Origin of the sequence: Erythrobacter sp. CCH5-A1, from assembly GCF_001557115.1 — a bacterium.
Taxonomy (GTDB): domain Bacteria; phylum Pseudomonadota; class Alphaproteobacteria; order Sphingomonadales; family Sphingomonadaceae; genus Erythrobacter.
Genome location: NZ_LSKQ01000072.1, coordinates 1 through 24,309 on the forward strand (window position 1 = coordinate 1; position 24,309 = coordinate 24,309).

Below are 24,309 nucleotides of genomic sequence, written 5' to 3' on the forward strand. Positions count from 1 at the left end.
CGGCGGCGGACGGCGGGCCGATCCGGCCGCCGATCTCCCCGCCGCATGGGCCGCGAAGAACGGCGGCGTGGTGGTGAAGGACGCCGCCGGGCTTGCCGCCGCGCCGATGGGCAAGCCGGTGCTCGGGCTCTTCAACCCCAGCCACCTCAATTACATGGCTGACCGCAAGCCGGATTCGACCGAGCCGACCCTCACCGACATGACCGCCGCCGCGATCGCGCGGCTGAAGGGCGACAAGGACGGCTATTATCTGATGGTCGAAGGTGGGCGGATCGATCACGCCCACCACGAAGGCCGCGCGGGCTATGCGCTGGAAGAGGCGGTCGAGTTCGCCCGCGCGGTGCAATATGCGGTCGATCACACCGACCCGAAGGAGACGCTGATCCTCGTCACCGCCGATCACAGCCACGTGTTCACCATCGCGGGCTATCCGGTGCGCGGCAACGACATCCTCGGGCTGGTGGTGCCGCCTCCGGGCGGCGGCGACGGCGATCATGCGGGGGCCTTGAAGGAGGGCGATCCGACCCCGGCGCTCGACGGCAAGCCCTACACGACATTGGGCTATGCCAACGGTCCGGGCGCTGTGAAGGGCGAGCGGCCGGTGCCGCAGACCGGCATCAAGGCGCAGCAGCAATCGCTGGTGCCGACCGGCGCGGAGACCCACGGCGGCGAGGACGTCGCGCTGTTCGCCACCGGCCCCGGCGCGGGCCGCGCCCGCGGGGTAATCGAGCAGAACGTGATCTACACGATCATCACCAAGGCACTGGGCTGGGAGAAGTAGCCTGCTCCGTTCGTCCTTCGACAAGCTCAGGACGAAGGGCGGCGGGAACCCCGCACCAACAAAAAACCCCCGACCCGGGGGCGATGGGTCGGGGGTTCCATGGAGCGTTCGTCACGCTTGTGCAAGGCAGGCCCATTTCGAAGGGTGGGCAACAGGGGGGAAACCTCCCTTCGGCCCGCCTTGTGTGAAAGAATTACCCCTGATCGCCTTTCACGCACATGAACGCGGCAAGTTTTCTGTCGTTTTCATACAACCGTTCGTCGGACGAGCGTTCATCCCGGGCGACGAGCCGTGCGGCGGGGATCCTTGAAGGTGAACGTGCTGTCGGCCACCGCCACGCCGTAGCGCTGATTCGACAGCTCCACCCGGGTGCGGTTGTTCTGTGCGTCGAGCGCGACCCAGTATGCCAGCTGCAATCCCCCCGGTGCGGCGGCATTGCGGGTGAAGATCAGCGTGATCATCCCGAACTCGGGCTTCTTGGGATCGCGCACCTGGACGCTGATCACGTCCTTGCTCGACGTCGGCATCAGCTTGCCGAAGCGCTTCACGTCCTTGTCGGGATCGAACAGCGCGCCGAGCGGCGAGTTGCCGATCGGCCAGCGTTCGACCTGATTGACCTCGTAGTCGATCACGTAGAGCGACTTGCCGTTCGAGATGATGAGGAAATCGGCATTCTTGCCGTAGTCGAAGCGGATCTTGCCCGGGCGCTTCAGGGTCATCACCCCGCGCATGGTCTGGCCGCGGCGGTCGGTCTGGACGAAGTCGGCCTTCATGGTCGAGATCGCGCGCAGGGCGGTGACGACGCGGTCGAGATCGGAGGCCTGGGCCTGCGCGGCGGCAGGGGCGGTCAGCGGGGCGGTGTCGCCGGGGGCGAGGCCGAGCGCAAGCGCTCCGGCCGAGAAGCCGAGCGCTGCGATGCGAAGTTTCATGGAAGCTGTTTTCATGCCGCTGCGACTAGGGCGCAAGGCTTGAACTGTCGATGAATTACCGCGCGCGGAGCCCGAAGGGCGCACGCGGCAGGAGCCTTACTTGATCTTGGCTTCCTTGAATTCGACATGCTTGCGCGCGACCGGATCGTACTTGCGGAAGCTCATCTTCTCGGTGATGTTGCGCGGGTTCTTCTTGGTCACGTAGAAGAAGCCGGTGCCCTCGCTCGAGACGAGGCGGATCTTGACGGTGGTGGGCTTCGCCATGGCGGGTTCCTGTCAACTGGGTCGGCCCGGCGAGTGCTGTCCGCAGGGCTAAAAAGCAAATAGCGGCGCGCCCGGAAGGCCCGGCACACCGCCACACGGGCGCGCCATTCGCCGATTCACGGGCAAAAGTCAATAAGGCTCACCAGTCCGAGGCGCTGGGCTTGCCGCGATTGGCCTTTACCGCGCCGCGCACCTTCTTGACCTTGAGGCGCTCGGTCTTGCCGACGCGGTTCACGCGGGTCTTCGCCCGCCGCTTGGGCTCGACCAGCGCCGCCTCGATCAGCGCCGCGAGCTTGGCGCGCGCGTCCTGCCGGTTGGCATCCTGCGTTCGGTGGGCCTTGGAGGTGACGATGAGATCGCCGTTCCCCGCCAGCTTGGCCCCCGCCAGCTTCCTCAGCCGCGCGAACACCAGCGGGGTGAGGCGCAGCGCGTAGATATTGACCCTGAGCTCCACTTCCGTCGCGACCTTGTTGGCGTTCTGCCCGCCGGGGCCCGAGCCTGCGAGAAAGCTCTCGCTGGCGAGCCGCAGCGCGCGCGAGGTCAGGGGTTCCACGTCATCCATCGCTCGCCCCGAGCGCGCGGAAATCGGCCGGCAAGGGCGCGCGGGCTTCGATGGGCGTCTTGCCGGGACGCTCCACGCGAAGGCTCTCGGCATGGAGCATGGTGCGCTTCGCCGCGCCCGCGTGGCCCGCGCCATAGACCGGATCGCCCAGCAGGGCTGCGCCCAGCCCCTTGAGCGCATGGACGCGCAGCTGGTGGGTGCGCCCGGTCTCGGGCTGGAACCGGATCAGGGCGTTGGGCCCGAGCGTCTCGACCAGCTCCCAGTGCGAGACTGCGGGCTTGCCCTTCTTCGCGGCGATCATCCGCCAGCCCTTCTCGGCCGAGCTGATCTTGGCCAGCGCCAGTTCGATGGTGCCTTCGGTCCCCGGCGGGTGCCCTGCGAGGATCGCAAGGTAGGTCTTGCCCACCAGCCGCTCCTCGAAGGCGCGGTTGAAGCGGGCGAGCGCCTTGGGGTTCCTCGCCAGCAGCAGGCAGCCCGAGGTGTCGGTGTCGAGCCGGTGCACCGCGACCGGCGGGCGCTGGAAGCCGAGCTTCAGCCGCTCGAGATGATCCTCGAGGCAGATGCCGCCCTTGCGCGGCCGGTCGACCGCCATGCCCGAAGGCTTGTCGATCACCAGCGCTTCGCCGTCTTCGTAGAGGATGGGGAGGCTCACGCGAGCACCGCTTTCATCAGCCCGCGCAGGGCGTTGCCGATCCAGAAGTCGCCCGCGAGGTCACCCAGCGTCAGTTCCCCCTCCCGCGCGCGGCCCTCAGCGATCAGGCTGGCGCGCAGCACCCCCGGCAGCAGGCCGAGACTTGTCGGCGGGGTGAGGAGCACGCCGTCCGGCCCTTCCGCGAAGACGCTGGTCCAGCTGCCCTCGGTGACGAGGCCGTCCGCGCGCACAAGCAGCGCCTCCTCGGCGCCTAGGCTGCGAGCGGCGGCGAGCGCATCCTCGTAGAAGCCCCGATCCGAGGTCTTGTGGGCCAGCCGCCAGTCGGACGGGTCGAGCGGGTGGGGCAGGGCGGCGACCTTGACCGGCTCCTCTAGGGCAGGCGGCAGCGGCGCGGTTTCCAGCGCGCTTGCCCCCGAGCGGCTGACCAGCAGGCGCACCCTCGCAGGCGCATCGAGCTCGAAGCACAGCGCCTGGATCTGGTTCCTCAGGGCATGACGGTCGAAGGCGAAGCCGAGTACCGCCGCGCTCGCCTTCATCCGCGCGAGGTGGTCTTCGAGGAACGCGATGCCGCTGTCGGGCTCGAAGCGCATCGTCTCGATGAGGTCGCATTGCGGGGCGGCGAGGCCGGGGGCGGCGCGGCGCAGGAAGCCCGCCTTGACCTCGCACTCGCGGCGTTCGGCCATCGGATCGCTGTCGGCGACGATGGCGGAGCCGATGCCGAGCACCGCGCTGCCCTGCCCGTTCTCGATGGGGGTGAGCCTCAGCGTGCGGATCGCGACGTTGAAGGCCGCATTGCCATCGGCATCGATCCGGCCGATCGCCCCGCAATAGGCCCCGCGCGCATCGCGCTCCACCTCGGCCAGCAGCTCCATCGCCCTGATCTTGGGCGCGCCGGTGATCGAGCCGCAGGGGAACAGCGCGCGCACCAGGTCCATCGCGCCCTTGCCGGGACCGAGCCGCGCGCGGACCGTGCTGACCATCTGGTGCACCGTCGGATAGGTTTCGACCGCGAAGGGCGCGTCGACGCGGACGCTCCCCGCCTCGGCGACGCGCGAGAGGTCGTTGCGCATCAGGTCGACGATCATCAGGTTCTCGGCGCGGTCCTTGACCGAGGCGGCGAGATCTTCGGCCGCCGCGCGGTCCGCATCGGGCGCGGCGGCGCGGGGGCGGGTGCCCTTCATCGGCTTCACCTTCGCCTCCGCGCCATTGAGGGCGACGAACAGCTCGGGCGAGAAGCTCAGGAGCCAGTGCGACCCGTCGAACACCAGCGCGCCATATCCCGCCGCACCCGCGCCGCGTAAGCCGGCGTAGAGCCCGACCGGATCGCCGCGGAAGCTGCCCGCGAGCGGGTAGGTGAGGTTCGCCTGGTAGATGTCGCCTGCGCGGATCGCCTCGAGCAGCATGTCGAAGGCCGCGCCGTAGCCGCCGGGCGAGAGCTGCGGTTCCATCGGGCCGAGCGTGCCGGGGCCTTCCGCCCTGTCCGCGAGCCACGCGGGCACGTCGGTGGCGGCGATGCGGCGCGGCGCGTCGAACAGGCCGAGCCACACCAGCGGGCCAGCCGCCCCGCTGCGGCTTGCGGCAAGGCCCTGCAGCTTCGGCTCCAGCGCAAGGCCCGCCTCATAGGCGATGAAGCCCGCGAGCGACCCGCCCTCAGCGACCCGCGCAGCCTCGGCGGCGGCGAGAACTGCCTCGACCTCGTCGGCGCGGGTGGCCACGAACAGCGCGCGCGGGGCCTCGTAGAGCAGCGCGTCGGCTGCCCCTTCCCCGGAGCGAGCATCGTCAAGCAGGACGAATGGCGTTGGCGATCCCATCACGCCGCCCGCCTTGGCCCAATCGCGCGTGCCTGTCGAGCGCCGCCCGCGCCCGCGCACCGTGTTGGAGACACATGAGACACTGTCCAGGGCCGGAAAACCGCTCCCCCCGCTTGGCCCTCCGGAAGGGGACCCGTCAGGCTGGCGCAGGGCAGATCGCACGTCATCCTTGCCTCCCTATCAGACCGCCTGCGTGTAGGAAACGCCTGCGCGCCCGCTCGACACGGCATGCATTTTCGATATGGGAGAACGACTGCAAGACAGGTGACGGGGGCGCGGGTGATGAGCGAACAGACCAGTGACATCTATCTCGGCCTCGGCGCGGACGGTTCGCGCCAGACGCTGCTGCTCGGCCGGTCGAACCGCCACGGACTGATCGCAGGGGCGACCGGAACCGGCAAGACCGTGACCCTGCAGGGCATCGCCGAGAGCTTCTCGGCCGCCGGCGTGCCGGTGTTCCTCGCCGACGTGAAGGGGGACCTGTCGGGGATCGCCATGCCGGGCTCGCCGACCTTCAAGCATGCCGACAAGCTTGAGGCGCGGGCGAAGGAGCTCGGGATCACCGACTACACCTACGCCGACAATCCGGTGATCTTCTGGGACCTTTACGGCGAACAGGGGCACCCGATCCGCACCACGGTGTCCGAAATGGGCCCGCTGCTACTTTCGCGCCTGCTCGATCTGAACGAGACGCAGGAAGGCGTGCTCCAGATCATCTTCCGCTATGCCGACGAGAACGGGCTCTTGCTGCTCGATTTCGAGGATTTGTCCGCGCTGCTCGCCTGGGCGAACGAGAACGCCGCGGAGCTTTCGGGCAAGTACGGCAATGTCACCAAGCCCTCGGTCGGCTCGATCCAGCGCCAGCTCTTGAGCTTCGAGGCGCAGGGCGCGAACCATTTCTTCGGCGAGCCGGCGCTGGAGATCAACGACTTCCTCAAGGTCGACGATCAGGGGCGCGGCTATGTCAACGTGCTCGCCGCCGACAAGCTGATGCGCAGCCCCAAGCTCTACGCCACCTTCCTCTTGTGGCTGCTGGCCGAGCTGTTCGAATCGCTCCCCGAAGTGGGCGATCCGGAGAAGCCCAAGCTGGTGTTCTTCTTCGACGAGGCGCACCTGCTGTTCGACGATGCCCCCAAGGCGCTGCAGGACACAATCGAGCAGGTGGTGCGCCTGATCCGATCGAAGGGCGTGGGGGTGTTCTTCGTGACGCAGAACCCGATCGACATCCCCGAGGAGGTCGCGGGGCAGTTGGGCAACCGCGTCCAGCACGCCCTGCGCGCCTTCACCCCGCGCGACCAGCGCGCGATCAAGGCGGCGGCGGAGACCTTCCGGGTGAACCCGAAGCTCGATGTCGAGGCGGTGATCACCGAGCTGAAGGTGGGCGAGGCACTGGTCTCGACCTTGGACGATGACGGTGCGCCGACGGTGGTGGAGCGTACGCTGATCAAGCCCCCGCGCTCGCGCCTCGGCCCGGTCGAGCCCAAGGAGCGCGCGATCATCCAGTCGGTGAGCCCGCTCGAAGGCAAGTATGACACGCCGGTGGACCGCGAGAGCGCCGCCGAAGTGCTCGCCGCCAAGGCTGCGGACGCGGCGGCAACCGCGCAGGAAGTGGCCGAAAAGGGCGTCGAGGAAGTCGCCAAGCGCGAACGCAAGACGCCCTCGGTGTGGGAGAAGGCGGGCAAGAGCGCAATGACCGCCGCGACCGGCTCGCTCGCCTCGATGGCGGTGGCGATGGTGCTGGGCAAGAAATCCGCCGCCAACCCGTTGCAAACCGGGGCGACGGCGTTCGTGCGCAACCTCATCGGCGGGCTGATGCGGTAAGGGCGGCGGGCCCCTCCCCGAGGGGAGGGCGCTGAAAGCGCGCGGCCTACCAGGCCGCGGGGCGTGGCCGCTGGCGGGAGCCCCCACCCCCCGACCCCCTCCCCGAGGGGAGGGGGAGAGGCACGGCCTTTGGCGGGGGCCCTGCGGAGGGCGTGGCTCTAGCGCTCCCGGTGCTGCGTGCCCTCGCCCGCAGTGATGAAGATCGCCGTCGCACTCTCCGCCACGTCGGCGGTGTGCCACACGCCTGCCGGATTGATCGCATATTCTCCGGCGGCGAGCGGGGTTTCGGCGATGCTGCCGTCGGCAAGCTCCTGCACCAGCACGAGTCCGCCATGGGTGCAGATCACCACCTCGTCGCCTGCCGGGTGCATCTCCCACGAGGTCCAATCCTCGGTGAAGGTGTATTGCGAGACCAGCCGCCCTTCCGCTCCGTCCGCCGCGTGGCGCGCACCATAGGCCTCGTACCATTCCATCCCGGCGAAAGGCGGCTCTTCCACCGCCTTCGCGCCGAGCCCGAGGTGGATGAAGCGCTCCGAGAGGCGGGGGGCGCTCACGAACCGTCGCCGACCGCCGCGGTCTCGGGCGCGACCATGCAGAAGGCATTGAGCTTGTTGCCGTCCGGATCGCGGAAATAGGCGGCGTAGAAGCCGTCATTGCCGCGCGGGCCCGGTGCGCCCTCGCAGGTGCCGCCATGCGCGAGCGCGGTTTCGTGGACCGCGTGGACCTGTTCGGGGTTCTTCACCTCGAGCGCGACCATCACTCCGTTGCCCACAGTGGCGGGCTGGCCATCGAACGGCACCGTCGCGGCAATTCCCGGTGCGCCGCCCCATTCGCCCCAGGCGATGAAGGTTTCGAAGTCCATCATCCGCCCCACGCCGAACTGCGCGGCGAGCGCATCGTAGAAAGCCGCCGCGCGCGGCAGGTCGTTGGTGCCGAGGGTAACGTAGCCGATCATGTGAATTCCTCCCTTACCGCGAATCGCGACACGAGAACATTAATAGAACATCGGGGCGGTAACAAGCCACAACAAGGCCGGTGCATCGGCCCGCCAATGGACGGGCCGCAAGGGCGACCGCCCGCCCGCAGGCGCCCGTAGCGGAGCGGAGGAACAGCGCCGAGGACTGCAAGCCGGAGGGCGTGCAGCACACAGGAAAGCGGGCCCCCCGGGCTCAAGGCCGGGGAGGCGCATATTCAAAGCGGCTGCGTCTCGCGCTCCAGCCACGCCAGATCCTCGCCCGTCAGTCGCGGCGCGAGCAGCGCACGGACCTGCGCATGGTAGCCGTCGACCCAGGCAATCTCCTCCGCCGTCAGCAAGCCCTTGTCGATCAGCTTGCGGTCCAAGGGCACGAAGGTCAGTGTCTCGAAGCCGAGATAGCGGCCTTCCGCACCTGCAATCTCCCGCTCTTCGACCAGCACGAGGTTCTCGATGCGGATGCCGAAAGCACCCTGCTTGTAATAGCCCGGCTCGTTCGAGAGGATCATCCCGGTGTGGAGCTCCTGCCCCGTCCCCGCCTGCCCGCCGCTCGGCTTGGCAATGCGCTGCGGGCCCTCGTGCACGGCGAGGAAGCTGCCGACCCCGTGCCCCGTCCCGTGGGCATAGTCGACGCCTGCCTCCCACAGATATTGCCGCGCCAGCACATCGAGCTGGCCGCCCGCGGTGCCTTGCGGGAACACTGCGCGCGCGATCTGGATGTGGCCCTTGAGCACGCGGGTGTTGCGGTCGCGCATTTCCGCGGAGGGCTCTCCGGGGCCGACCCATACGGTGCGGGTGATGTCGGTGGTGCCGCCCCCAAACTGGTCGGCGTACTGGCCGCCGGAGTCGACCAGATAGATCGAGCCGGGCGGAATCGGGATATTGCTGTCTGCGTCCACCTTGTAGTGCGGCAGCGCGGCGTGGCCGGCGGCGGCAGAGATGGTGTCGAAGGAGAGGTCCTTGAGGCCCTCGTCTTCCTCGCGGAAGGCCTGGAGGCGCGCGGCGGCCGAAAGTTCGTCGACCCCGCCCTTGGGCCCCTCGATCTCGAGCCAACGCAGGAATTTGGACACCGCCGCCCCGTCGCGCGCCTGCGCGTCGCGGTGGCCTTGCTGTTCAACCGCGTTCTTGATCGCCTTGGCGAGGATCGTAGGGTCCTGCCTGAAGGCGAACTGCGCGCCGCCCGCCCGCAGTGCCTGCGCGATGCCGGCCACCGCGAAATCGGGATCGAGCGCGACGCTCTTGCCCGCGAAGGCGGAGCCGAGCGCCCCCTCGAACGCGGCCCGATCCCTGATCGTCACGGCATTGCCCAGATGGCGGGTGAGCTCGGGCGTGACCTTCTCGGGGGCGATGAACAACTCGGCGCTGCCGTCCTTGTGGGCGATCACATAGGACAGCGCGACGGGGGTGTGCGCCACGTCGCTGCCGCGGATGTTGAGCAGCCATGCGACCGAATCGAGCGCGGGGATAACCACCGCATCGTGGCCTTCCTTCGCCAGCCAATCGGCGACCGCGGCGCGCTTGTCGGCGGAGGAGCGGCCCGCCAGCGCCTCGTCATGCGGGACGGCGATGGCGGGCGAGGGGGCGGGGCGGTCGGCCCAGACCGCGTCGAGCGGGTTGCTCCCGGCGGGCGTCAGGACGATGCCCTTGGCCGCGAGGCGCTTTTCCAGCGCCTCGGCCCAGGCGAAGGTGTGGAGCCAGGGATCGTAGGCGATCTTCGCGCCGCTCTCGCACACTTCGGCCAGCCAGCCGCCGAGCGTGTCCTTGGGCACCGAGCGGTATTCGAACAGGTTGCCGTCGACCTGCTCGCGCACCTGCACGGTGTAGCGCCCGTCGACGAAGATCGCCGCGTGGGTCAGCGTGACGCAAGCAAACCCCGCCGAGCCGCCGAAGCCCGTCAGCCACGCGAGGCGCTGGGCGTAGTCGCCGACATATTCGCTCATGTGCTCATCGGAGATGGGGATGACGAACCCATCGAGCCCGCGGCGCTTCAGCTCCTCGCGCAGGGCGGCCAAGCGGGCTGAGCCCGAAAGCTGGGGGGTTTGCATCAGCATGGGCGTAGGTCTTTCCGAGTCTTGCCGCGCGTCATTGTCGCGTTACAACCGCCAACATAGGCCCGATGGGCTTGTCTTTCCACCCAGACCGACCGACGGGGACCGCATCCAATGATCACCCGGACCAGTTTGCGCGCTCTTGCGCTAGGGCTTGCCGCCACCACCTTTGCCCCGGCCGCCATGGCCGGCGCCAACGAGGATTCTCCCAGCGTGACCACTTCCGCCGCCGCTTCGACTACCGCCGCCAGCACCGACATCAAGCCGCCCGTCGCTGCCAAGAAGCCGCACACCTACACCGTGCACGGCATCACGGTCGAAGACCCCTATGACTGGCTCTACGACAAGTCCTATCCGACGGTGGACGACGCCGAGGTGCTCGATCACCTCAAGGCCGAGAACGCCTATTTCGAGGCCAAGATGGAGGGCCAGAAGGCGCTCACCGAGGCGCTATTCGCCGAGATGCGCGCGCGCATCAAGGAGGACGATTCGACCGTGCCCCAGAAGGACGGCGACTACCTTTACTGGTCCGAGTTCGAAGAAGGCGCGCAGTATCGCAAGCATTACCGGAAAGCCGTTGCGGGCGGTGAGCCCGAACTGCTGATCGACGAGAACGCGCTTGCCGAAGGGCAGGAATATTTCCGCTTGGGCGCGGCCTCGATCAGCCAGAACGGGCGCTATCTCGCCTATGCCACCGACACCAACGGCTCGGAGCGCTACACCGCGCGGATCAAGGACCTCACGACCGGCGAGCACCTGCCCGACGTGATCGAGAACCTGCGCGGCGACCTCGTGTGGGTGAAGGGCGACACCGCGATCGTCTACGGCCCCTCGACCGAGGAATGGCGCACGCTCGAAGCGAAGATGCACGTCATCGGCACGCCGGTGAGCGAGGACGTCACGCTCTACAAGGAAGAGGACCAGTCCTTCGGCGTCGGCACCGGCCTGTCGGCGCAGGAAGACTGGCTGATCATCGCCACCGGCGACAACGAGACGAGCGAAGTGCGCCTTGTCCCCGCCGCCGATCCCACGGCCGCGCCGATCCTCGTGCGCCCCCGCAAGAAAGGCGTCGAATACGGCGTCGATGTGCGCGACGGCGAGTTGTGGGTGTGGACCAACGACGATCACATCAACTTCCGCCTCGCCAAGGCGAAGCTGGAGACGCCGGGGGAATGGCAGACCGTTATCCCCGGATCGGACGATTTCTATCTGACCGGTTTCGACCTGTTCAAGGACTTCTTCGTCACCGAAGGGCGCCTGAACGGCCTCGACCAGATCCAGCTGCGGCAATATGCGGACCCCGCGAAAATCACCCCCGTGACCTTCCCCGAGCCGAGCTACACCGCGGGCCTCTCGAACAACCCCGAATACGACATGAGCGTGCTGCGGCTCTCGTATCAGTCGATGGTTACGCCCGGCACGGTCTATGACTACGACGTCAGGACGGGGAAGCTCACCACCCTGAAAACGCAGGAGATCCCGAGCGGCTATGACGCCTCGCAATATGTCTCCGAGCGCCTGACGATCACCGCGCGCGACGGGACGCAGGTGCCTGTCAGCGTGCTGATGCGGCGCGACCGGGCGGAGATCCTCAAGAAGGCCGGGATCGAGGGGCCGGGGCCGCTCCACCTCTATGCTTACGGCGCCTATGGCTATGCCGTGCCGCCGGGCTTCTCGACTGCGCGCCTGTCGTTGGTGGATCGCGGCTTCGCCTATGCCATCGCCCACATCCGTGGCGGCGACGATCTCGGGCGGCGCTGGTATCTGCAAGGCAAGCTGTTCGAGCGGACCAACACCTTCAACGATTTCGTCGATGTCGGCCGCGGGCTGATCGCGGCGGGCTACACCGCCGAGGGCAAGGTGACGGCCAGCGGCGGCTCGGCCGGCGGCGAGCTGATGGGGGCAGTGATCAACCAGGACCCCGCGCAATATGGCGCGGTCGTGGCGCATGTGCCCTTCGTCGACGTGGTCAACACCATGCTCAACGAGAAACTGCCGCTGACCCCGGGCGAGTGGCAGGAGTGGGGCAATCCCGTCACCGACAAGGCGGCGTTTGCCTACATGCTGTCCTATTCGCCCTATGACCAGGTGACCGCCAAGGCCTACCCGCCGCTGCTGGTGACCGCCGGCCTCAACGATCCGCGCGTGACATACTGGGAGCCTGCCAAGTGGGTCGCCAAGCTGCGCGAGCTTAAAACCGACGACAACCTGCTGCTCCTGAAGACCAACATGGGCGCAGGCCACGGCGGGCAATCGGGCCGCTGGAACAGCCTCAAGGAGACCGCGGAGGAGTTCGCCTTCATCCTGTGGCAGATGGGGATGGCGCCCAAGGGCGAGGGCGAGTGAAGGCGCCCGACTACGATCGCGGCATCGTGATTGTTTCGGCAATCACAGTGACGCTGTTGGCCGCGCCAGTCGCGCTGTTCTGGCTGTTCCTCTGGGCCGCCTGTGTGTTCGGGCGGGACTGCGTGTGACCAACCGCTTCACCCGCACCTTCGTCGCCGCGCCCGCGCACATCGACGAACTCGGCCACGTCAACAACACCGTGTGGGTGCAGTGGATTCAGGACATGGCCACCGCGCACTGGGATGCGGTCGCGCGGCCCGAGGACCGGGCGGCGTTCTTCTGGGTCGTGGTGCGGCACGAGATCGACTATCGGGGGAACGTCTCCGAGGGCGCGGAGGTCCACGCTGAAACTTGGATCGAAGGCCCCGCGCAAGGAGCGAAGTCGCTGCGGCGGGTGGAGTTCACCGACGCCGCGGGCAAGCGCCTCGTCAGTGCCGCGACCACCTGGGCGATGCTCGACCGCGCGACCGGGCGGCTGGCGCGGGTTCGGCCGGAAGTGCTGGAGCCGTTTGTCTGAGGGTCAGGCGGCCTGCTCGTCCCTGACCCGGCGCCCCTCGGGCGCGGAGCGGAACACCGTCAGACGCTCGTAGCACAGCCGGTTGCGGCCCGAAGCCTTGGCCTCGTACATCAGCGCATCGGCGCGGGCGTAGAATTCGGCGAAGCCCATCTTGTTGGCATTGGCATCGGCGAGCACCACCACGCCCATGCTCGCGGTCACCGGCCGGTCGAGGCCCGGCACCTCCTTGGCAATCCGCATCGGGATCGCCTGCCGCAATGCCTCGGCGCGTTCGACAGGGCGCGGACCGCGCAGCAGCACCACGAATTCCTCGCCGCCGAGCCGCACCGCCACCGCGTCGCGGTCCCCGGAGGAACGGATCGCGCTCGCGCAGGCGACCAGCGCGGCATCGCCGACCTGGTGGCCGTGGACGTCGTTGATCGTCTTGAAGCGGTCGAGATCGACCAGCGCGAAGGTATCGAACCCTTGCACCAGCAGCTCCTCGAAGCGCGCCTCGATGCCGCGGCGGTTCATCAGCCCGGTGAGCGAATCGCGCGCCGAGAGCTGTTCGAGCATCCGCGCCTCGGTCAGCGCCGCATCGCGCTCGCGGCGCAGCGCGAGGAAGCGGTCGGCGATGGCGAGGCTGATCACCACCACCTCGATCCCGACCGCGAAATAGAGCATCTGGTCGAGGCTCGAAGGGCCGGTGTGCCAGCCGAGCCCGCGCAGCAGGCGTTCGATCGAGGCCAGGATGATCGGCGCCCAGGCGACCGCAATGTAGCGCGCCGAACGGCTGCCGCGCAGCCCCGCCTCGATCACTGCACCGCTGATGACGATGATCGCGGGGATGAAGGTGACGAAGTAGCCGACGTCGTCGAAGCGCTGGGTGACATCGAGCTGGAGCGCGAAGAAGCCGGGCACGATCATCGTGAACCATCCTGTCGCGATCGTGATCTGCCGCATTATGGGCGACTGCGCCCCGCGTTCGAGGAAGTTCGCCAGGAACAGCGCCGAAATCCCGACGCCGACTGCCCAGGACAAGGCGCCCGTCACCGCCATCGCGGCAACCGGCAGCGTCACGAAGGCCGAGGCCAGCCCGCCGGCGGTCAGGACGTAGATCATCATCGCGCTGACCATCGCCGCGTGCAGCACCACGAAGCGTTCGCGCAGCACCACGAAGAAGCTGATATCGAACAATAGCGGCAGCATCAGCATGCCCGCGACGAAGGCGAGCAGCATCATGTCGACCTGCGACCAGTCGGCCTTGCCCGCGTCATGGGTGATGCGCGCCTCGGTGAGCAGCGGCACCGAATGCGGCGCCTCGATCCGGGCGATCAGCGTGGTGGTCTTTGCGGTGATGTCGGGCAGCGGCAGCTGGAACACGGGGCCGGCGGCAAAGGGCCTGCCGTCCGCCTCCCCGAGCCTCAGGCTGCGCACCGCGCCGTCCGCGTCGATCGCGTGGAAGGTGATCGACGTGAAGCGGGCGTTGCGCGAGAAGAAGTGGCGCGGCAATGCGGCATTCTTCCAGCTGTCGGCCTCGAAACGCAGCCACACCGCGGGCACATCCGCGCGCCAGCCGGTGTCGTCGCAGCCCCACCCGGCGCGCGGACGCATCGCGTCGAGCCCGGTTTTGAGGCCGGTCGCCGCGTGACATGCAGGGGCATGGGTCAGGACCGCGCGATCGTCTGCCGCGGCCGGCCGGGCAGCCAGCAGCACCAGCATCGCGGCGACAATGCCGAGCCGGGTAAGGAGGCGCAAGAGTGCCATACCCGCAGCCCTACCATGGAAGCTCTTACGATGCTGTTAAGCGATTTTCCTCCATTTTGGAGATAATTCGATGCGTTTAGAGAGGGTTGCATCGAATGCAAGACGCGCTCGGCCCCGCTGACCGCGCGAAGTAACAGACCTGTCACGAAACGCTCCTAGCCCACCCTGCGCCAGACCTCGCGCCGCAGGCGCCGACCGGGATCCATCATGCCGCACTCCATCACCGCCCTCCTGAAGACCGGCGCCGCTCTGGCGCTCGCCGCTGCCACTCTGTCCGCCTGCGACGCGGGCGGTGGTGCGGGCGCGCAGTCGGTCCACGCGGTGGGTTCCTCGACGGTCTATCCCTTCGCCAAGCTTGTCGCGGAGAACTTCTCGCGCACCTTCCCCGACATGCGCTCGCCGCTGATCGAATCCACCGGGACGGGCAATGGCATCCAGCTGTTCTGCTCGGGGCTGGGCCCCAATACCCCCGACATGGTAAACGCCTCGCGCCGGATGAAGTCGTCCGAATTCGATACCTGCGCGTCCAACAAGGTCGACGAGATCATCGAGCTTCAGGTCGGGCTCGACGGGATCGCCTTCGCCTCGGCCAAGGGCGGGATCAAGCTCAACCTGTCGCCGCGCACGATCTACATGGCGCTCGCCGCCAAGCCTTTCGGCAAGCCCCAGACCGCCAAGACCTGGGCGGATGTCGACCCGGCGCTGCCGGCCGAACCGATCCTCGTCTACGGCCCGCCGAGCACCTCGGGCACGCGCGATGCACTCAAGGAACTGGTGCTGGTGGTCGGCTGCGACACCGATCCGGCGATGAAGGCGCTTAAGGAACAGGACGAAGCGCTCCACGCCAAGACCTGCACCGAAATCCGCGATGACGGCGCCTATTCCGATCAGGGCGAGCAGGACAACCTGATCGTCAACAAGATCGTCGCCAACCCCAGGATCGTCGGCATTTTCGGCTATTCCTACCTCGAGGAGAATCTCGACAAGGTGCAGGACCTGCCGATGAACGGGGTGCAGGCGACCTACGAGAATATTGCGAATTTCTCCTACCCCGGCGCACGACCGCTCTACGTTTACGTCAAGAAGTCGCACATGCGCGCTATCCCGGGCCTTGAGGACTTCATGAAGGAGTGGGTCAAGAGCTGGGGCAAGGACGGTCCGCTCGCGCGCATCGGCATGGTCGCCATGCCCGCCGAGACGATGGCCGCCAACGCGGCCAAGGTGCAGAACCTGACGATCCTCACCAAGGCCGAGCTCGAGCCGAAATAGACCCGCTTCTCCATGGACTCATGACCAAGGGGAGGGAATGATGTCTGAAGCAATCGGGAATTCTTTGATGGGGCGCGGGGCCGCCGCGATGCTGGCGCTGGCTGCCATGGCGGCGCTATCGGGCTGCGGCGATAGCCCGCAGGATGCCGCCGCCAAGGCGATCAGCGTGGTCGGCTCATCGACCGTCTATCCCTTCGCCAAGCAGGTCGCGGAGGATTTCGTTGCCGCCAACGCGGGTGTGGCTCCGCCGCAGGTGGCCTCCTCGGGCACGGCTGACGGGATCAAGGCCTTCTGCGCCGGAACCGGGGCGACCACGCCCGACATCGTCAACGCCTCGCGCCGCATGACCCGCGCCGAATTCGCCGATTGCGCCGCGCACGGCGTGAACGAGGTCATCGAGATCGAGATCGGGCTGGACGGGATCGTCTTCGCCTCCGCCACCGACCGCGGGATCGACATCAAGCTGACCCGCGACAACGTCTACCGCGCGATCTCGCAAAAGCCCTTCGGCCGCGAGCAGACCGCCAAGACCTGGGCCGATGTCGACCCGTCGCTGCCCGCCACCCCGATCGTCGTCTATGGCCCGCCCGAAAGCTCGGGCACGCGCGAGGCGCTGCTCAACCTCGTCGTCCAGCCCGGCTGCCGCCAGAACAGCGCAATGGCCTCGTTCGAAAAGAGCGATCCGGAACGCTTCGCGCGTGATTGCCATGCGCTGCGCACCGACAGCGGCTACAGCAGCCAGGGCGAGCAGGATGACCTGATCGTCCGCCGGGTCGCCTCCAACCCCGAAGCGATTGCGATCGTCGGCTACTCCTATCTCCTCAAGAACACCAAATCGATCAAGCCGCTGGCGCTCGATGGCGTGCTGCCGACCCCGGCGACGATTGCCGACGGCAGCTACGAGACCAGCCGCCCGCTCTACATCTACGTCAAGAAGGCCAACCTTTCGGTCACGCCGGGGCTCGACACGTTCCTTGCCCAGTGGGCCAAGAGCTGGGGCGACAATGGCCCGCTGGCGAAAATCGGGCTGGTGCCGCTCCCCGCCGACCGCCAGGCCAAGGCCGCCGCGGCGATCCAGAACCAGACCGCGCTGACGGTCGCGGCGCTCGGAGCGGCGCGGTAAGGGCCGCGCATGATTGCGGCATGGCGGAGAGGCGTCTAACCTCTCCGCCATGAACGCGCGCAAGATCGCCGAATGGCACGAGGCCGGCCTGATCGATGTGGCGACGCGCGACCGGCTCACCGCCTATGAAGCCCAGCACGCCCGCCCGCTCCTGCTGTGGGCGGTGTGGGGCATCGGCGCGCTCGCCATCGGGCTCGGCGTGGTGTCGGTGGTGGCGGCCAACTGGGAGGATATTCCCGGGCTGGTCCGGCTGGCGGTGCATCTGGCATTGATCGGGGGGCTGCTGGGCCTGCTGTTCATGCGCGAGGACCGGCTGGCCGAGCGCTCGCCGTGGATCGTCGAGGCGCTGGTCTTCGTCACCGCCGCCTTGGGCCTCACCTTTTTCGGGCATCTGGGGCAGGTCTACCAGACCTCCGCGCCGCTGTGGCAGCCGCTCGCGCTGTGGTTTGCGCTGTTCGCGCCGATGCTGCTGCTGACCGGGCGCAGCTGGCCCACCGCGCTCGCGGTGATGGGCGGCGCGGTGTGGACGGCCTGGGAATATGCCGGAGCGAGCAGCCCGCGCGGGGTCGAGCCCGATCTGGCCGGAAGCGTCTGGCGCGCCTTCGTGGTCGCGCTGCCGGTCGCCTTCGCCCCGCTCGCCGCGTGGATCGGCAGGCGCAGCGGGCGCGAGGATTTCTGGGAGCGGCTCGAGCAGCTCGCGCTGACCTATGCGGTGGCGGGCGGATCGCTCGCCTGCGTCGTCGCCAGCTTCGGCGGGTTCGACGGGCCTGTTTACCCCCTCGCCAGCGTTCTGACCTGCGGCGCGGTGCTGGTCGCGGCCGGGATCGGCGTGGCGCTCGCGGGGGGCGGCGTGTCGGGACGGATGACGGGCGCGATCATCGCAGGCTCGGGGCTGGTGATGGCGCTGGCCTATGCGGTGAACGACACCACCGTCCCCGCCGCGCTGATGTTCTTCGCGCTGTGGGCCGGGATCGCCGCGGCGGCGCTGACCGCGCAGTGGCGCCGGGGGTTCCAGCAGGCGGTGGGCGTGATTGCCCTGCGGCTCATCATCCTCAGCTTCGAGCTGGCGGGCGATCTGCTGATGAACGGCCTGGGGCTGATCCTTGCAGGGCTGATGATCCTCGGCGTCGCATGGGGCGCGGTGCGGGTGTCCAAACGCTTCGCCCCGCGCGCGGCGGAGGGTGAGGCATGACGCGCGCCGCCCGCCTCGCCGCCGCCGCCCTGCCGCTCCTCGGCCTCGGGGCGCTGTGGGCGCAGAGCGACCGCACCTACCACAAGGGCACCGATTGGGAGGTGCCGGCCGCAGGCTATGACCCGCGCGATTACCTGCGCGGGCACTATGTTGTCTTCACATATGACTGGCCGCTCGACAAGCCGATGAGCGACATCGGACGACAGTCGATCTGCCTCGAAGGCGAGGCGCCCGACATCCGGCTGGCGCGGGTGCTGGCGAAGGGCGAGGCCTGCGATCATCCGCTGCGGGAGGATGCCCACAGGCGGCTGACCGACGGCCGCCTCTACATCGGGCAGGCGCGCGCGGCGCAGATCGAGGAGGAATTGCGCAACCGCGACCAGCGCGGGATCGTGACGATCCGCCAGCGCGAGGACGGGAGCTTCACGCCCATCTCCATCCGTTTCCGCCCGCTCACCCCCGCCGAAATCGCCGAGCGTGATGCCCCGGAGGGCGAAGCGCCACTCTCGCCCTTCGATCCGCTCGGAGCCCCTGCGGTGATGGACAAGTAGCCCCCCGCCGAAGCCGCAGGCGAGGCGCCCCCTCACTTCAACGGAAGTCCTCGCCCGTCGCCGCAATGCGCGACTTGAGGCCCGCCTGGTTGATGTTCTGGATCTCGATCCCCGGGTGCGCATTGACCTCGATCACCGGCGGGCCGTCATTGACGTCGAGCACGATGTCCGCCCCGCAATAACCGAGGCCGACCGCCGGCCCGCACTTGGACGCCAGCTCCAGCACCCGCTTCCAGCCCGGAATCTCGAAGCCGATCAGATTGACGCCGGTATCGGGGTGGTGGGTGATCGGTACGCCCTTGACCACCGCGCGGGTGATCTTGCCGGTCTCCATGTCGATCCCCGCGCCGATCGCGCGCTGGTGGAGGTTGGCCTTGCCGTCGCTCTCGATGGTGGGGAGGCGCACCATCGCCATCAGCGGCGTGTGGTGCAAGCTGATGACGCGCAGGTCCGGCAGCCCCTCGGGCACGATGCGCGAGAGGGCGGGGTCGGCAATGATCAGCGGCTCGATCAGTGCGGCGTCCTCGGCCGCGGAATCGCCCGAGAAGCCCCCGTCGACCACCTTCTGGATGTGGTGCATCACCATCTCTTCGGGCAGCGCCGCGCCCGAACCCTTGTACCAGGTGTTCCCCTCGCGCCGCACCGCGAGCAGGATGCCGTCCCCCTGCGATCCGCGCGCGGGCTTGATCGCCCAGGCATCGGGCATGTCACGGCTCGGCTTGAAATCGGCGACCTGCTGGTGGTCCTCGAGCACCGCGACCGTGCCGGTGCAGGCGATCCCCGCCGCCTCCAATGCGCGCTTGGCCGCGACCTTGTCGCGCGCGCGCTCGATCGCGTGGCGCGGGTTGTATTTCTGGATCAGCGCGTTCCTCATGTTGATGCCGAGGACCTCGCCCCCGGTCAGCGCGTCCTCGTCAAGGCCGAGCCAGCGGTTGACGAACCTAAACATCTTCCACCTTCCGTATCACCCAGGCGTTGTGGATCGGGGGGCGGCCCAGGCCCTCATTGACCAGCCAGTCGTCCGCCCACTCCGCCACCATGCGTCCGCCCGATGCGACAAGGCGAGGCCGCACGCGGGCCTCGCCGACTGCGACAGGCTGGGGCACGCGGCGGCGCGCGCCGGGCCTTATCTCCTCGGGCGATCCGATCACCCACATGCCGCCAAGCGGCGGCGCGCCGCCGGCGATGGCGGCAACCGGCTCGGGCTCGGGCATGGCCGGCGCGGTCACCCCGGGCTCTGGCTCGGGGATGCGGCGGGTGTCGGGCAGGCCCTTGCGGCGGTCTTCCTCCACGCCTTCGGGCAGGGTCTCGGCCGCGGCGGCGGCCTTCGCGCGGCGCCGCCGCTCGAGCCAGATCGGCGCAAACCGCCCGATCTCCGACAGGCGCAGGCCGCGGTAGCGCCCGAGGATGGCAATCGCGACGCCGGTGACGGCCGGCATCAGCAGCGGCGACCATTCGATCAGCGCGAGGGCAAAGTCCGAGACCATCACGAACTCGATCATCAGCGCCAGCACGAAGGTGTTGAGCGCCATCTTGGCTGCAGGCTTGGCCCCGTCCTTGCCCCACTGCTTCCACCACCGCTCGACGCACAGTGCGCACACGATCACCGGAAAGGCATCGACCTGAAGCTGGGTGTCGAGCGCCATTTGCAAGCCCACCAGCACCAGCACGATGAGCGAGATCAGCACGCCGAGGAAGCCCACGCGGGTCATCCGCAGCTTCAGCAGTGTGGGCGTCACGATCATCCCCACCAGCACCGAGGAACACAGCACCACCGGCCCCATCACCGGCCCGATCTGAAGGAAGGCGAGCGCGATCAGCATGGGCGTGAACAGGCCGAAGGCCTTCAGGCCGATGAAGCTCCGCGCCAGCACCACCAGGAAGGAACCCAGCGGCAGCACCATCAGCAGGTTGGAGGGCTTCAGCCCCCAGATCGCCTGCGAGGCGGCGACCCCCTCGAAGGTTGAGGGCAACGCGAGGAAGGTCTCGGTATTGGCGACCCCGAGGCCGACCAGCACGGCGAGCACCGCCGCAACCGCCAGCCCGATATAGAACGGGCGGCGGACCTGCGGCGTTGCGTTCGCCCAGATCTGGCCGACGCGGGCGATCATCTCAGAAGGCGTATCCGACCGACAAAGTCAGGCGATAACCCTCGCGTTCGCGCGCGCTCTCGTTGCTCGATAAGAAGATGTACTTCGCCTCGGCCTCGACGCGCCACTTGCCCGGCCACCACAGCAGCTCGATTTCGGGGACCACCTGCCGGTCACGGCGCAGCGCGCCGTCATCGGCGATCCGGCCGTCGAAGCGGGTCTTGATCAGCTCGATCGCGGGCCGGATCCTCAGGTCGGGGCCGATCGGACGGGTATAGGCGACGCCGGCGGAATCGCGTTCATAGCCGCGCTGCGGATCGCCTGAACGGATCGTCTCGGTGCGCAGGTCGAAGGCGAGGTAGTGGTAGGCGCCGAAGCGGCGGCGGTATTGCGCATCGAAGCGCGCGCCATCGCCGGTGGTCGCCGGCCCCGCGCCGTTGTCATACTGCCGCTCGCGCCAAGTGCCCTGCACCCGGAAGCGGTTTGCCTGCGTCGGCTCGAAGGTGGCGCGGGCGGAGTATTCCCACGCATCCGTGTCCGCGGATTCGACCGTGACGAGGTCATCGTAGCGCCGCACCTGCGCCTGAAGTTCGAAGGTTTCGGTCACATCGTGCTCGATGTTCGCGGTCAGCCGGTCGCGCGAGACGTCATCGCGCCCGCTGCCGAGGCGGAACACCTCGATCCGGTCGGCCTCGAGCCGCACGCGGGTGCGCTTGCTTTCGATCCCGAGGCCGATCTGGCCGCGCACCGACAGCGCCTCGCCGTCGATCACCAGTTCCTCGTCGCGGGTGGTGGTCTGGGCGCTGACGGCCTGGAGGTCGATCCGCGCATCGGGTTCGAGCGTCCAGCCCTTCCCTTCGGCCGCTGCCAGCGGGGCGGCTGCCGCGAGCCCGAGCGCCAGAATGGCCGCGCCTGCAATCTTCGTGAACGACATGGTGAAGCCCCCGTTAACCACGGCGGCTTACGGGGGGGTGCGTTGAGAAATTCCTAACCTTGGTTGGAAACTTTTGAGGTAATCCGAGGCGCCGCCGCAAAGTGCCTGAAATGCAAGCGGCGGAGGACCGAGGGTCCCCCGCCGCAATTTTGCCCCTGAAGGCGCGCGATTAGAACTTCGCGGTCACTTCCACCCCGTAGAAGCGCGGTTCGGCGGGGATGAAGGTGGGGATGGTGAAGGCCCCGCCGGTGTTGCCCGCGTCGAGCAGGTAGTCTTCATCGGTCGCGTTGCGGATGAAGCCGGCGACTTCGTACTTGCCTTCGGCAAAGCTCACCCCAGCGCGCGCATTGACCAGCGTCACAGCGTCCTGCGAGATCAGCGGATTGTTGGGCACCTCGAAGAAGATCCGGCTGCGATAGGTCACGCTCGGCGTGGCGAAGAAGCGGATGCCATTGTCGAACTCCTTGTCGATCGTGATCCCGCCCGAGGCCTGCCATTCGGGCTGCAGACGGAAGCGCGCGCCCGAGAAGGCCGGCGAGAAGGCGCCGTCACGGTCGATCCCGCCGTCGATGTAGCCGAAGTTGCCGAAGACGTTGAGCCAGTCGGTCACGTCGACCGCCAGTTCCGCTTCGACCCCGAGGTTGCTGGCACGCCCCGCGCTCGCGGTGACGAAGGCGCCGGTCGGGTTGCCGTTGGCATCGAGCTGCGCGACCGAGACCTGGAAGTTGCGGTAGACCTGATAGTAGACCCCGACCGAGCCCGAGACGCGACCCGAGGCGAGCTTGAGGCCGCCTTCGTAGTTCCACACGGTTTCTTCGGCGATGTTGGTGACGTTGGGCAGCACCGCGGTGCCGCTGCGCCGTGCGCCGACGTTGATCACCGGCGAGCGGCGGCCCTTCGAGACCGTGGCGAAGACGTTCACATCGTCCGAGATGCGGTAGAGCGCGTTGAAGCGCGGCAGCCAGGCGTTGAAGCGGTCATCGGCGGTGAAGGTCTGGCCGCGGGTGTCGATCTGGCCCTGAATCAGCGGCGCGCCGCTCAGCCGCGAATTCGGCGCGACCGCAAAGAAGCCCGAGCGGCGGTATTCGTTGAGCCAGCGCACCCCGGCGGTCAGCTCGAGCTTGTCCCACAGCGTGTAGGTTGCATCGGCGAACAGCGAATAGGCTTCGTTGCGGCCCTGGTTCTCGAACACCGAGTTGTACTGGAACGGCGCGAGGCCGAGGGTCGGCACGCTGCCGTCCGCCGCGACGCAGGGGGCCGTGCCGAACGGGCGGCTGGCGACCGGCAGGCCGAACAGGGTGGTGAGGCACTGGAGGAACACGCCCTCTTCGGTCGCGAAGGGCACGTTCTGGCGGCCGTCCTCGATGAAGGCGTTCCAGCCGAAGCTCGCGCGCAGCTTGCTGCCCGAATAGGTGAAGCGGCCTTCGTGGCTGACCTGCCAGCCCTCGGCGATTTCGGCGAATTCGAGGAACGGCGCGGCGGTGCCGTCGGCGTCGAACACTTCGGCGCTGTCGAACTTGCGGTAGCCATTGACGGTGGTGAAGCTCCAGTCGTCCTCGAACTGGTGGTCGATGGTGAGGTTCACGTCATAGACCTCGCGGTTGAGGCCGAGCTGGTCGTCGCCCAGCGCCGCCGCACCCGCGGGGTAGCCGCTGAGGTTGGCGTCGCGGAAGGCGTTGGCCGCGCCGCCGGGGGCACCGGCGAAGGCCGGGAAGCGGCCCGACACGAAAGGCGTGCCGCCGTTGCGCTGCTGGTCATAGGTGCCGATCAGGTCGACCGTGGTGCGGTCGGTCGGCGTCCAGCGCAGCGAGGCGCGCAGGCCGAGCTGGTCTTGCGCGTAGAGTTCCTTCTCCTGGTTGGCATTGAGGTTCTCGACATAGCCGTCACGCGTGCGCCACTCGCCCGCGAGGCGGAAGGCGAGGCTGTCGTTGCCGATGTTGACGAAACCGCCCAGCAGGGTCTGGTTGAAGTTGCCGTAGCCGCCGCGCAATTCGGCCGAGAAGCCCGCTTCGGGCTTGGCCGAAACGAGGCTGATCGCGCCGACCGCGCTGGCCGTGCCGAACAGGGTCGCCTGCGGGCCCTTGACCACTTCGACGCGCTCGAGATCGTAGATCGCCTGATAGCTGCCGCGCGAGCGCGAGATGTCGACGCCGTTGTAATAGAGCGTGACGCGCGGCCCCTGCTGCGCCGAGCCGCTATCCGAAGTGATGCCGCGGATCACGACGCCGGGGTTGTTGGCGCTCTGCTCCTGAATGAGGAGGCCCGGGACGTAGTAGCTCAATTCGTCGAGATCGCCCACGCCGAGCTGGCGGATGCGCTCGCCGGTGGTGGCGGTGATGGTGATCGGCACGTCCAATGCGCGCTGTTCGATCTTCTGGGTGGTGACGATGATCTCGTTGCCCGAGGCGTTATCGTCCTCGGTGGCAGTGTCGTCCTGCGCGAAGGCGGCGTGCGGCGTCGCGGCGAGCGTGGTGGCGAGCGCGATCAGCGAGGCGCGCGTAAAGCGGGTGCGAAGCATGGGGGAAAGCCCTTATCCGTGGAGAGAGGCCTTGCCCGTGGCAGCGCTGCATGACGATGCTGCGACGCAGCAATGAAGGTGAGGTTACGCCCATCTTACAGTTTCGGGGCGTTGCAGATTTGCATCTTCTTGCTCCAATCGCGCTTGCGCGCGATGCAGATCTCCCGCCCCGCCTCCCCACC

The 24,309-nt window shown here is 68.1% G+C and carries 22 protein-coding genes; 9 read left to right on the top strand and 13 right to left on the bottom strand.

Features of this window, described 5'->3' with window-relative positions:
- The coding region (locus AX708_RS03160; protein WP_197426339.1) for an alkaline phosphatase at positions 1 to 781 on the top strand (781 nt) is incomplete at its 5' end.
- A gap of 272 nt (positions 782 to 1,053) precedes the next feature.
- Here AX708_RS03160 and AX708_RS03165 read toward each other — a convergent pair.
- From AX708_RS03165 to pabB, 5 genes are all read right to left on the bottom strand, one after another.
- The gene (locus tag AX708_RS03165) at positions 1,054 to 1,710 is read right to left on the bottom strand and encodes an outer membrane lipoprotein carrier protein LolA (protein ID WP_066529095.1); all 657 of its coding nucleotides are present in this window, start codon (positions 1,708 to 1,710) and stop codon (positions 1,054 to 1,056) included.
- Positions 1,711 to 1,806: 96 nt separating this feature from the next.
- The gene (gene rpmG, locus AX708_RS03170) at positions 1,807 to 1,974 is read right to left on the bottom strand and encodes a 50S ribosomal protein L33 (RefSeq protein WP_017664380.1); all 168 of its coding nucleotides are present in this window, start codon (positions 1,972 to 1,974) and stop codon (positions 1,807 to 1,809) included.
- A 139-nt stretch (positions 1,975 to 2,113) separates the two neighbouring features.
- Entirely contained in the window at positions 2,114 to 2,536 is a 423-nt protein-coding gene (gene arfB, locus AX708_RS03175) for an alternative ribosome rescue aminoacyl-tRNA hydrolase ArfB (protein ID WP_066529098.1), read from the bottom strand.
- Positions 2,529 to 3,188 (bottom strand): RluA family pseudouridine synthase, encoded by a 660-nt coding sequence (locus AX708_RS03180; protein WP_066529100.1) that lies wholly within the window; start codon positions 3,186 to 3,188, stop codon positions 2,529 to 2,531. Before AX708_RS03180 ends, arfB begins: the two co-directional genes overlap by 8 nt.
- Positions 3,185 to 4,999: an aminodeoxychorismate synthase component I gene (pabB, locus tag AX708_RS03185; protein WP_066529132.1), complete on the bottom strand. Its 1,815-nt coding sequence runs from the start codon at positions 4,997 to 4,999 to the stop codon at positions 3,185 to 3,187. Before pabB ends, AX708_RS03180 begins: the two co-directional genes overlap by 4 nt.
- Positions 5,000 to 5,281: 282 nt before the next feature.
- Here pabB and AX708_RS03190 point away from each other — a divergent pair, with 282 nt between their 5' ends.
- Positions 5,282 to 6,820, top strand: a complete 1,539-nt coding sequence (locus AX708_RS03190; RefSeq protein ID WP_066529133.1) for a helicase HerA-like domain-containing protein — start codon at positions 5,282 to 5,284, stop codon at positions 6,818 to 6,820.
- 158 nt (positions 6,821 to 6,978) lie between these two features.
- Here AX708_RS03190 and AX708_RS03195 read toward each other — a convergent pair whose 3' ends face one another.
- The 3 genes from AX708_RS03195 to AX708_RS03205 form a co-directional block, all read right to left on the bottom strand.
- Positions 6,979 to 7,374: a cupin gene (locus AX708_RS03195; RefSeq protein ID WP_066529103.1), complete on the bottom strand. Its 396-nt coding sequence runs from the start codon at positions 7,372 to 7,374 to the stop codon at positions 6,979 to 6,981.
- The gene (locus AX708_RS03200; protein WP_066529105.1) at positions 7,371 to 7,775 is read right to left on the bottom strand and encodes a VOC family protein; all 405 of its coding nucleotides are present in this window, start codon (positions 7,773 to 7,775) and stop codon (positions 7,371 to 7,373) included. The genes AX708_RS03195 and AX708_RS03200 overlap by 4 nt, the downstream gene beginning before the upstream one ends.
- Positions 7,776 to 8,011: 236 nt before the next feature.
- A complete protein-coding gene (locus AX708_RS03205) occupies positions 8,012 to 9,844 on the bottom strand; it encodes an aminopeptidase P family protein (protein WP_066529107.1) in 1,833 nt (610 codons plus the stop codon).
- A 111-nt stretch (positions 9,845 to 9,955) separates the two neighbouring features.
- Here AX708_RS03205 and AX708_RS03210 point away from each other — a divergent pair, with 111 nt between their 5' ends.
- Genes AX708_RS03210 through AX708_RS03215 form a run of 3 tightly spaced genes read left to right on the top strand, consistent with a single transcriptional unit; the run spans position 9,956 to position 12,704 of the window.
- The gene (locus tag AX708_RS03210) at positions 9,956 to 12,187 is read left to right on the top strand and encodes a S9 family peptidase (RefSeq protein WP_082745551.1); all 2,232 of its coding nucleotides are present in this window, start codon (positions 9,956 to 9,958) and stop codon (positions 12,185 to 12,187) included.
- Entirely contained in the window at positions 12,184 to 12,315 is a 132-nt protein-coding gene (locus AX708_RS21245; RefSeq protein WP_255357971.1) for a hypothetical protein, read from the top strand. The genes AX708_RS03210 and AX708_RS21245 overlap by 4 nt, the downstream gene beginning before the upstream one ends.
- Positions 12,312 to 12,704 carry a thioesterase family protein gene (locus tag AX708_RS03215; protein ID WP_066529108.1) on the top strand — a complete coding sequence of 131 codons (393 nt, stop codon included), beginning with the start codon at positions 12,312 to 12,314 and terminating at the stop codon, positions 12,702 to 12,704. The genes AX708_RS21245 and AX708_RS03215 overlap by 4 nt, the downstream gene beginning before the upstream one ends.
- A 3-nt stretch (positions 12,705 to 12,707) precedes the next feature.
- Here AX708_RS03215 and AX708_RS03220 read toward each other — a convergent pair whose 3' ends face one another.
- Positions 12,708 to 14,450: a diguanylate cyclase gene (locus tag AX708_RS03220; protein ID WP_066529109.1), complete on the bottom strand. Its 1,743-nt coding sequence runs from the start codon at positions 14,448 to 14,450 to the stop codon at positions 12,708 to 12,710.
- A gap of 207 nt (positions 14,451 to 14,657) precedes the next feature.
- Between AX708_RS03220 and AX708_RS03225 the strand changes: the two genes are divergently transcribed.
- Genes AX708_RS03225 through AX708_RS03240 form a run of 4 tightly spaced genes read left to right on the top strand, consistent with a single transcriptional unit; the run spans position 14,658 to position 18,585 of the window.
- The gene (locus tag AX708_RS03225) at positions 14,658 to 15,719 is read left to right on the top strand and encodes a substrate-binding domain-containing protein (protein ID WP_066529112.1); all 1,062 of its coding nucleotides are present in this window, start codon (positions 14,658 to 14,660) and stop codon (positions 15,717 to 15,719) included.
- 37 nt (positions 15,720 to 15,756) lie between these two features.
- The gene (locus tag AX708_RS03230) at positions 15,757 to 16,842 is read left to right on the top strand and encodes a substrate-binding domain-containing protein (RefSeq protein WP_066529116.1); all 1,086 of its coding nucleotides are present in this window, start codon (positions 15,757 to 15,759) and stop codon (positions 16,840 to 16,842) included.
- Positions 16,843 to 16,891: 49 nt separating this feature from the next.
- On the top strand, positions 16,892 to 18,034 hold the full coding sequence (locus tag AX708_RS03235) for a DUF2157 domain-containing protein (protein ID WP_066529121.1): 1,143 nt from the start codon (positions 16,892 to 16,894) through the stop codon (positions 18,032 to 18,034).
- Positions 18,031 to 18,585 carry a GDYXXLXY domain-containing protein gene (locus AX708_RS03240; protein WP_066529123.1) on the top strand — a complete coding sequence of 185 codons (555 nt, stop codon included), beginning with the start codon at positions 18,031 to 18,033 and terminating at the stop codon, positions 18,583 to 18,585. Before AX708_RS03235 ends, AX708_RS03240 begins: the two co-directional genes overlap by 4 nt.
- Before the next feature lie 37 nt (positions 18,586 to 18,622).
- Here AX708_RS03240 and AX708_RS03245 read toward each other — a convergent pair whose 3' ends face one another.
- The 4 genes from AX708_RS03245 to AX708_RS03260 all read right to left on the bottom strand — a co-directional run bounded on the left by AX708_RS03245 (position 18,623) and on the right by AX708_RS03260 (position 24,127).
- Positions 18,623 to 19,534, bottom strand: a complete 912-nt coding sequence (locus AX708_RS03245; protein ID WP_067489517.1) for a sugar-transfer associated ATP-grasp domain-containing protein — start codon at positions 19,532 to 19,534, stop codon at positions 18,623 to 18,625.
- A complete protein-coding gene (locus AX708_RS03250) occupies positions 19,527 to 20,696 on the bottom strand; it encodes a 7TM domain-containing protein (protein WP_066529126.1) in 1,170 nt (389 codons plus the stop codon). The genes AX708_RS03245 and AX708_RS03250 overlap by 8 nt, the downstream gene beginning before the upstream one ends.
- A 1-nt stretch (position 20,697) precedes the next feature.
- Entirely contained in the window at positions 20,698 to 21,609 is a 912-nt protein-coding gene (locus AX708_RS03255) for a hypothetical protein (RefSeq protein WP_067489520.1), read from the bottom strand.
- A gap of 169 nt (positions 21,610 to 21,778) precedes the next feature.
- On the bottom strand, positions 21,779 to 24,127 hold the full coding sequence (locus AX708_RS03260; protein WP_066529131.1) for a TonB-dependent receptor: 2,349 nt from the start codon (positions 24,125 to 24,127) through the stop codon (positions 21,779 to 21,781).
- Positions 24,128 to 24,309: the final 182 nt, after the last annotated feature.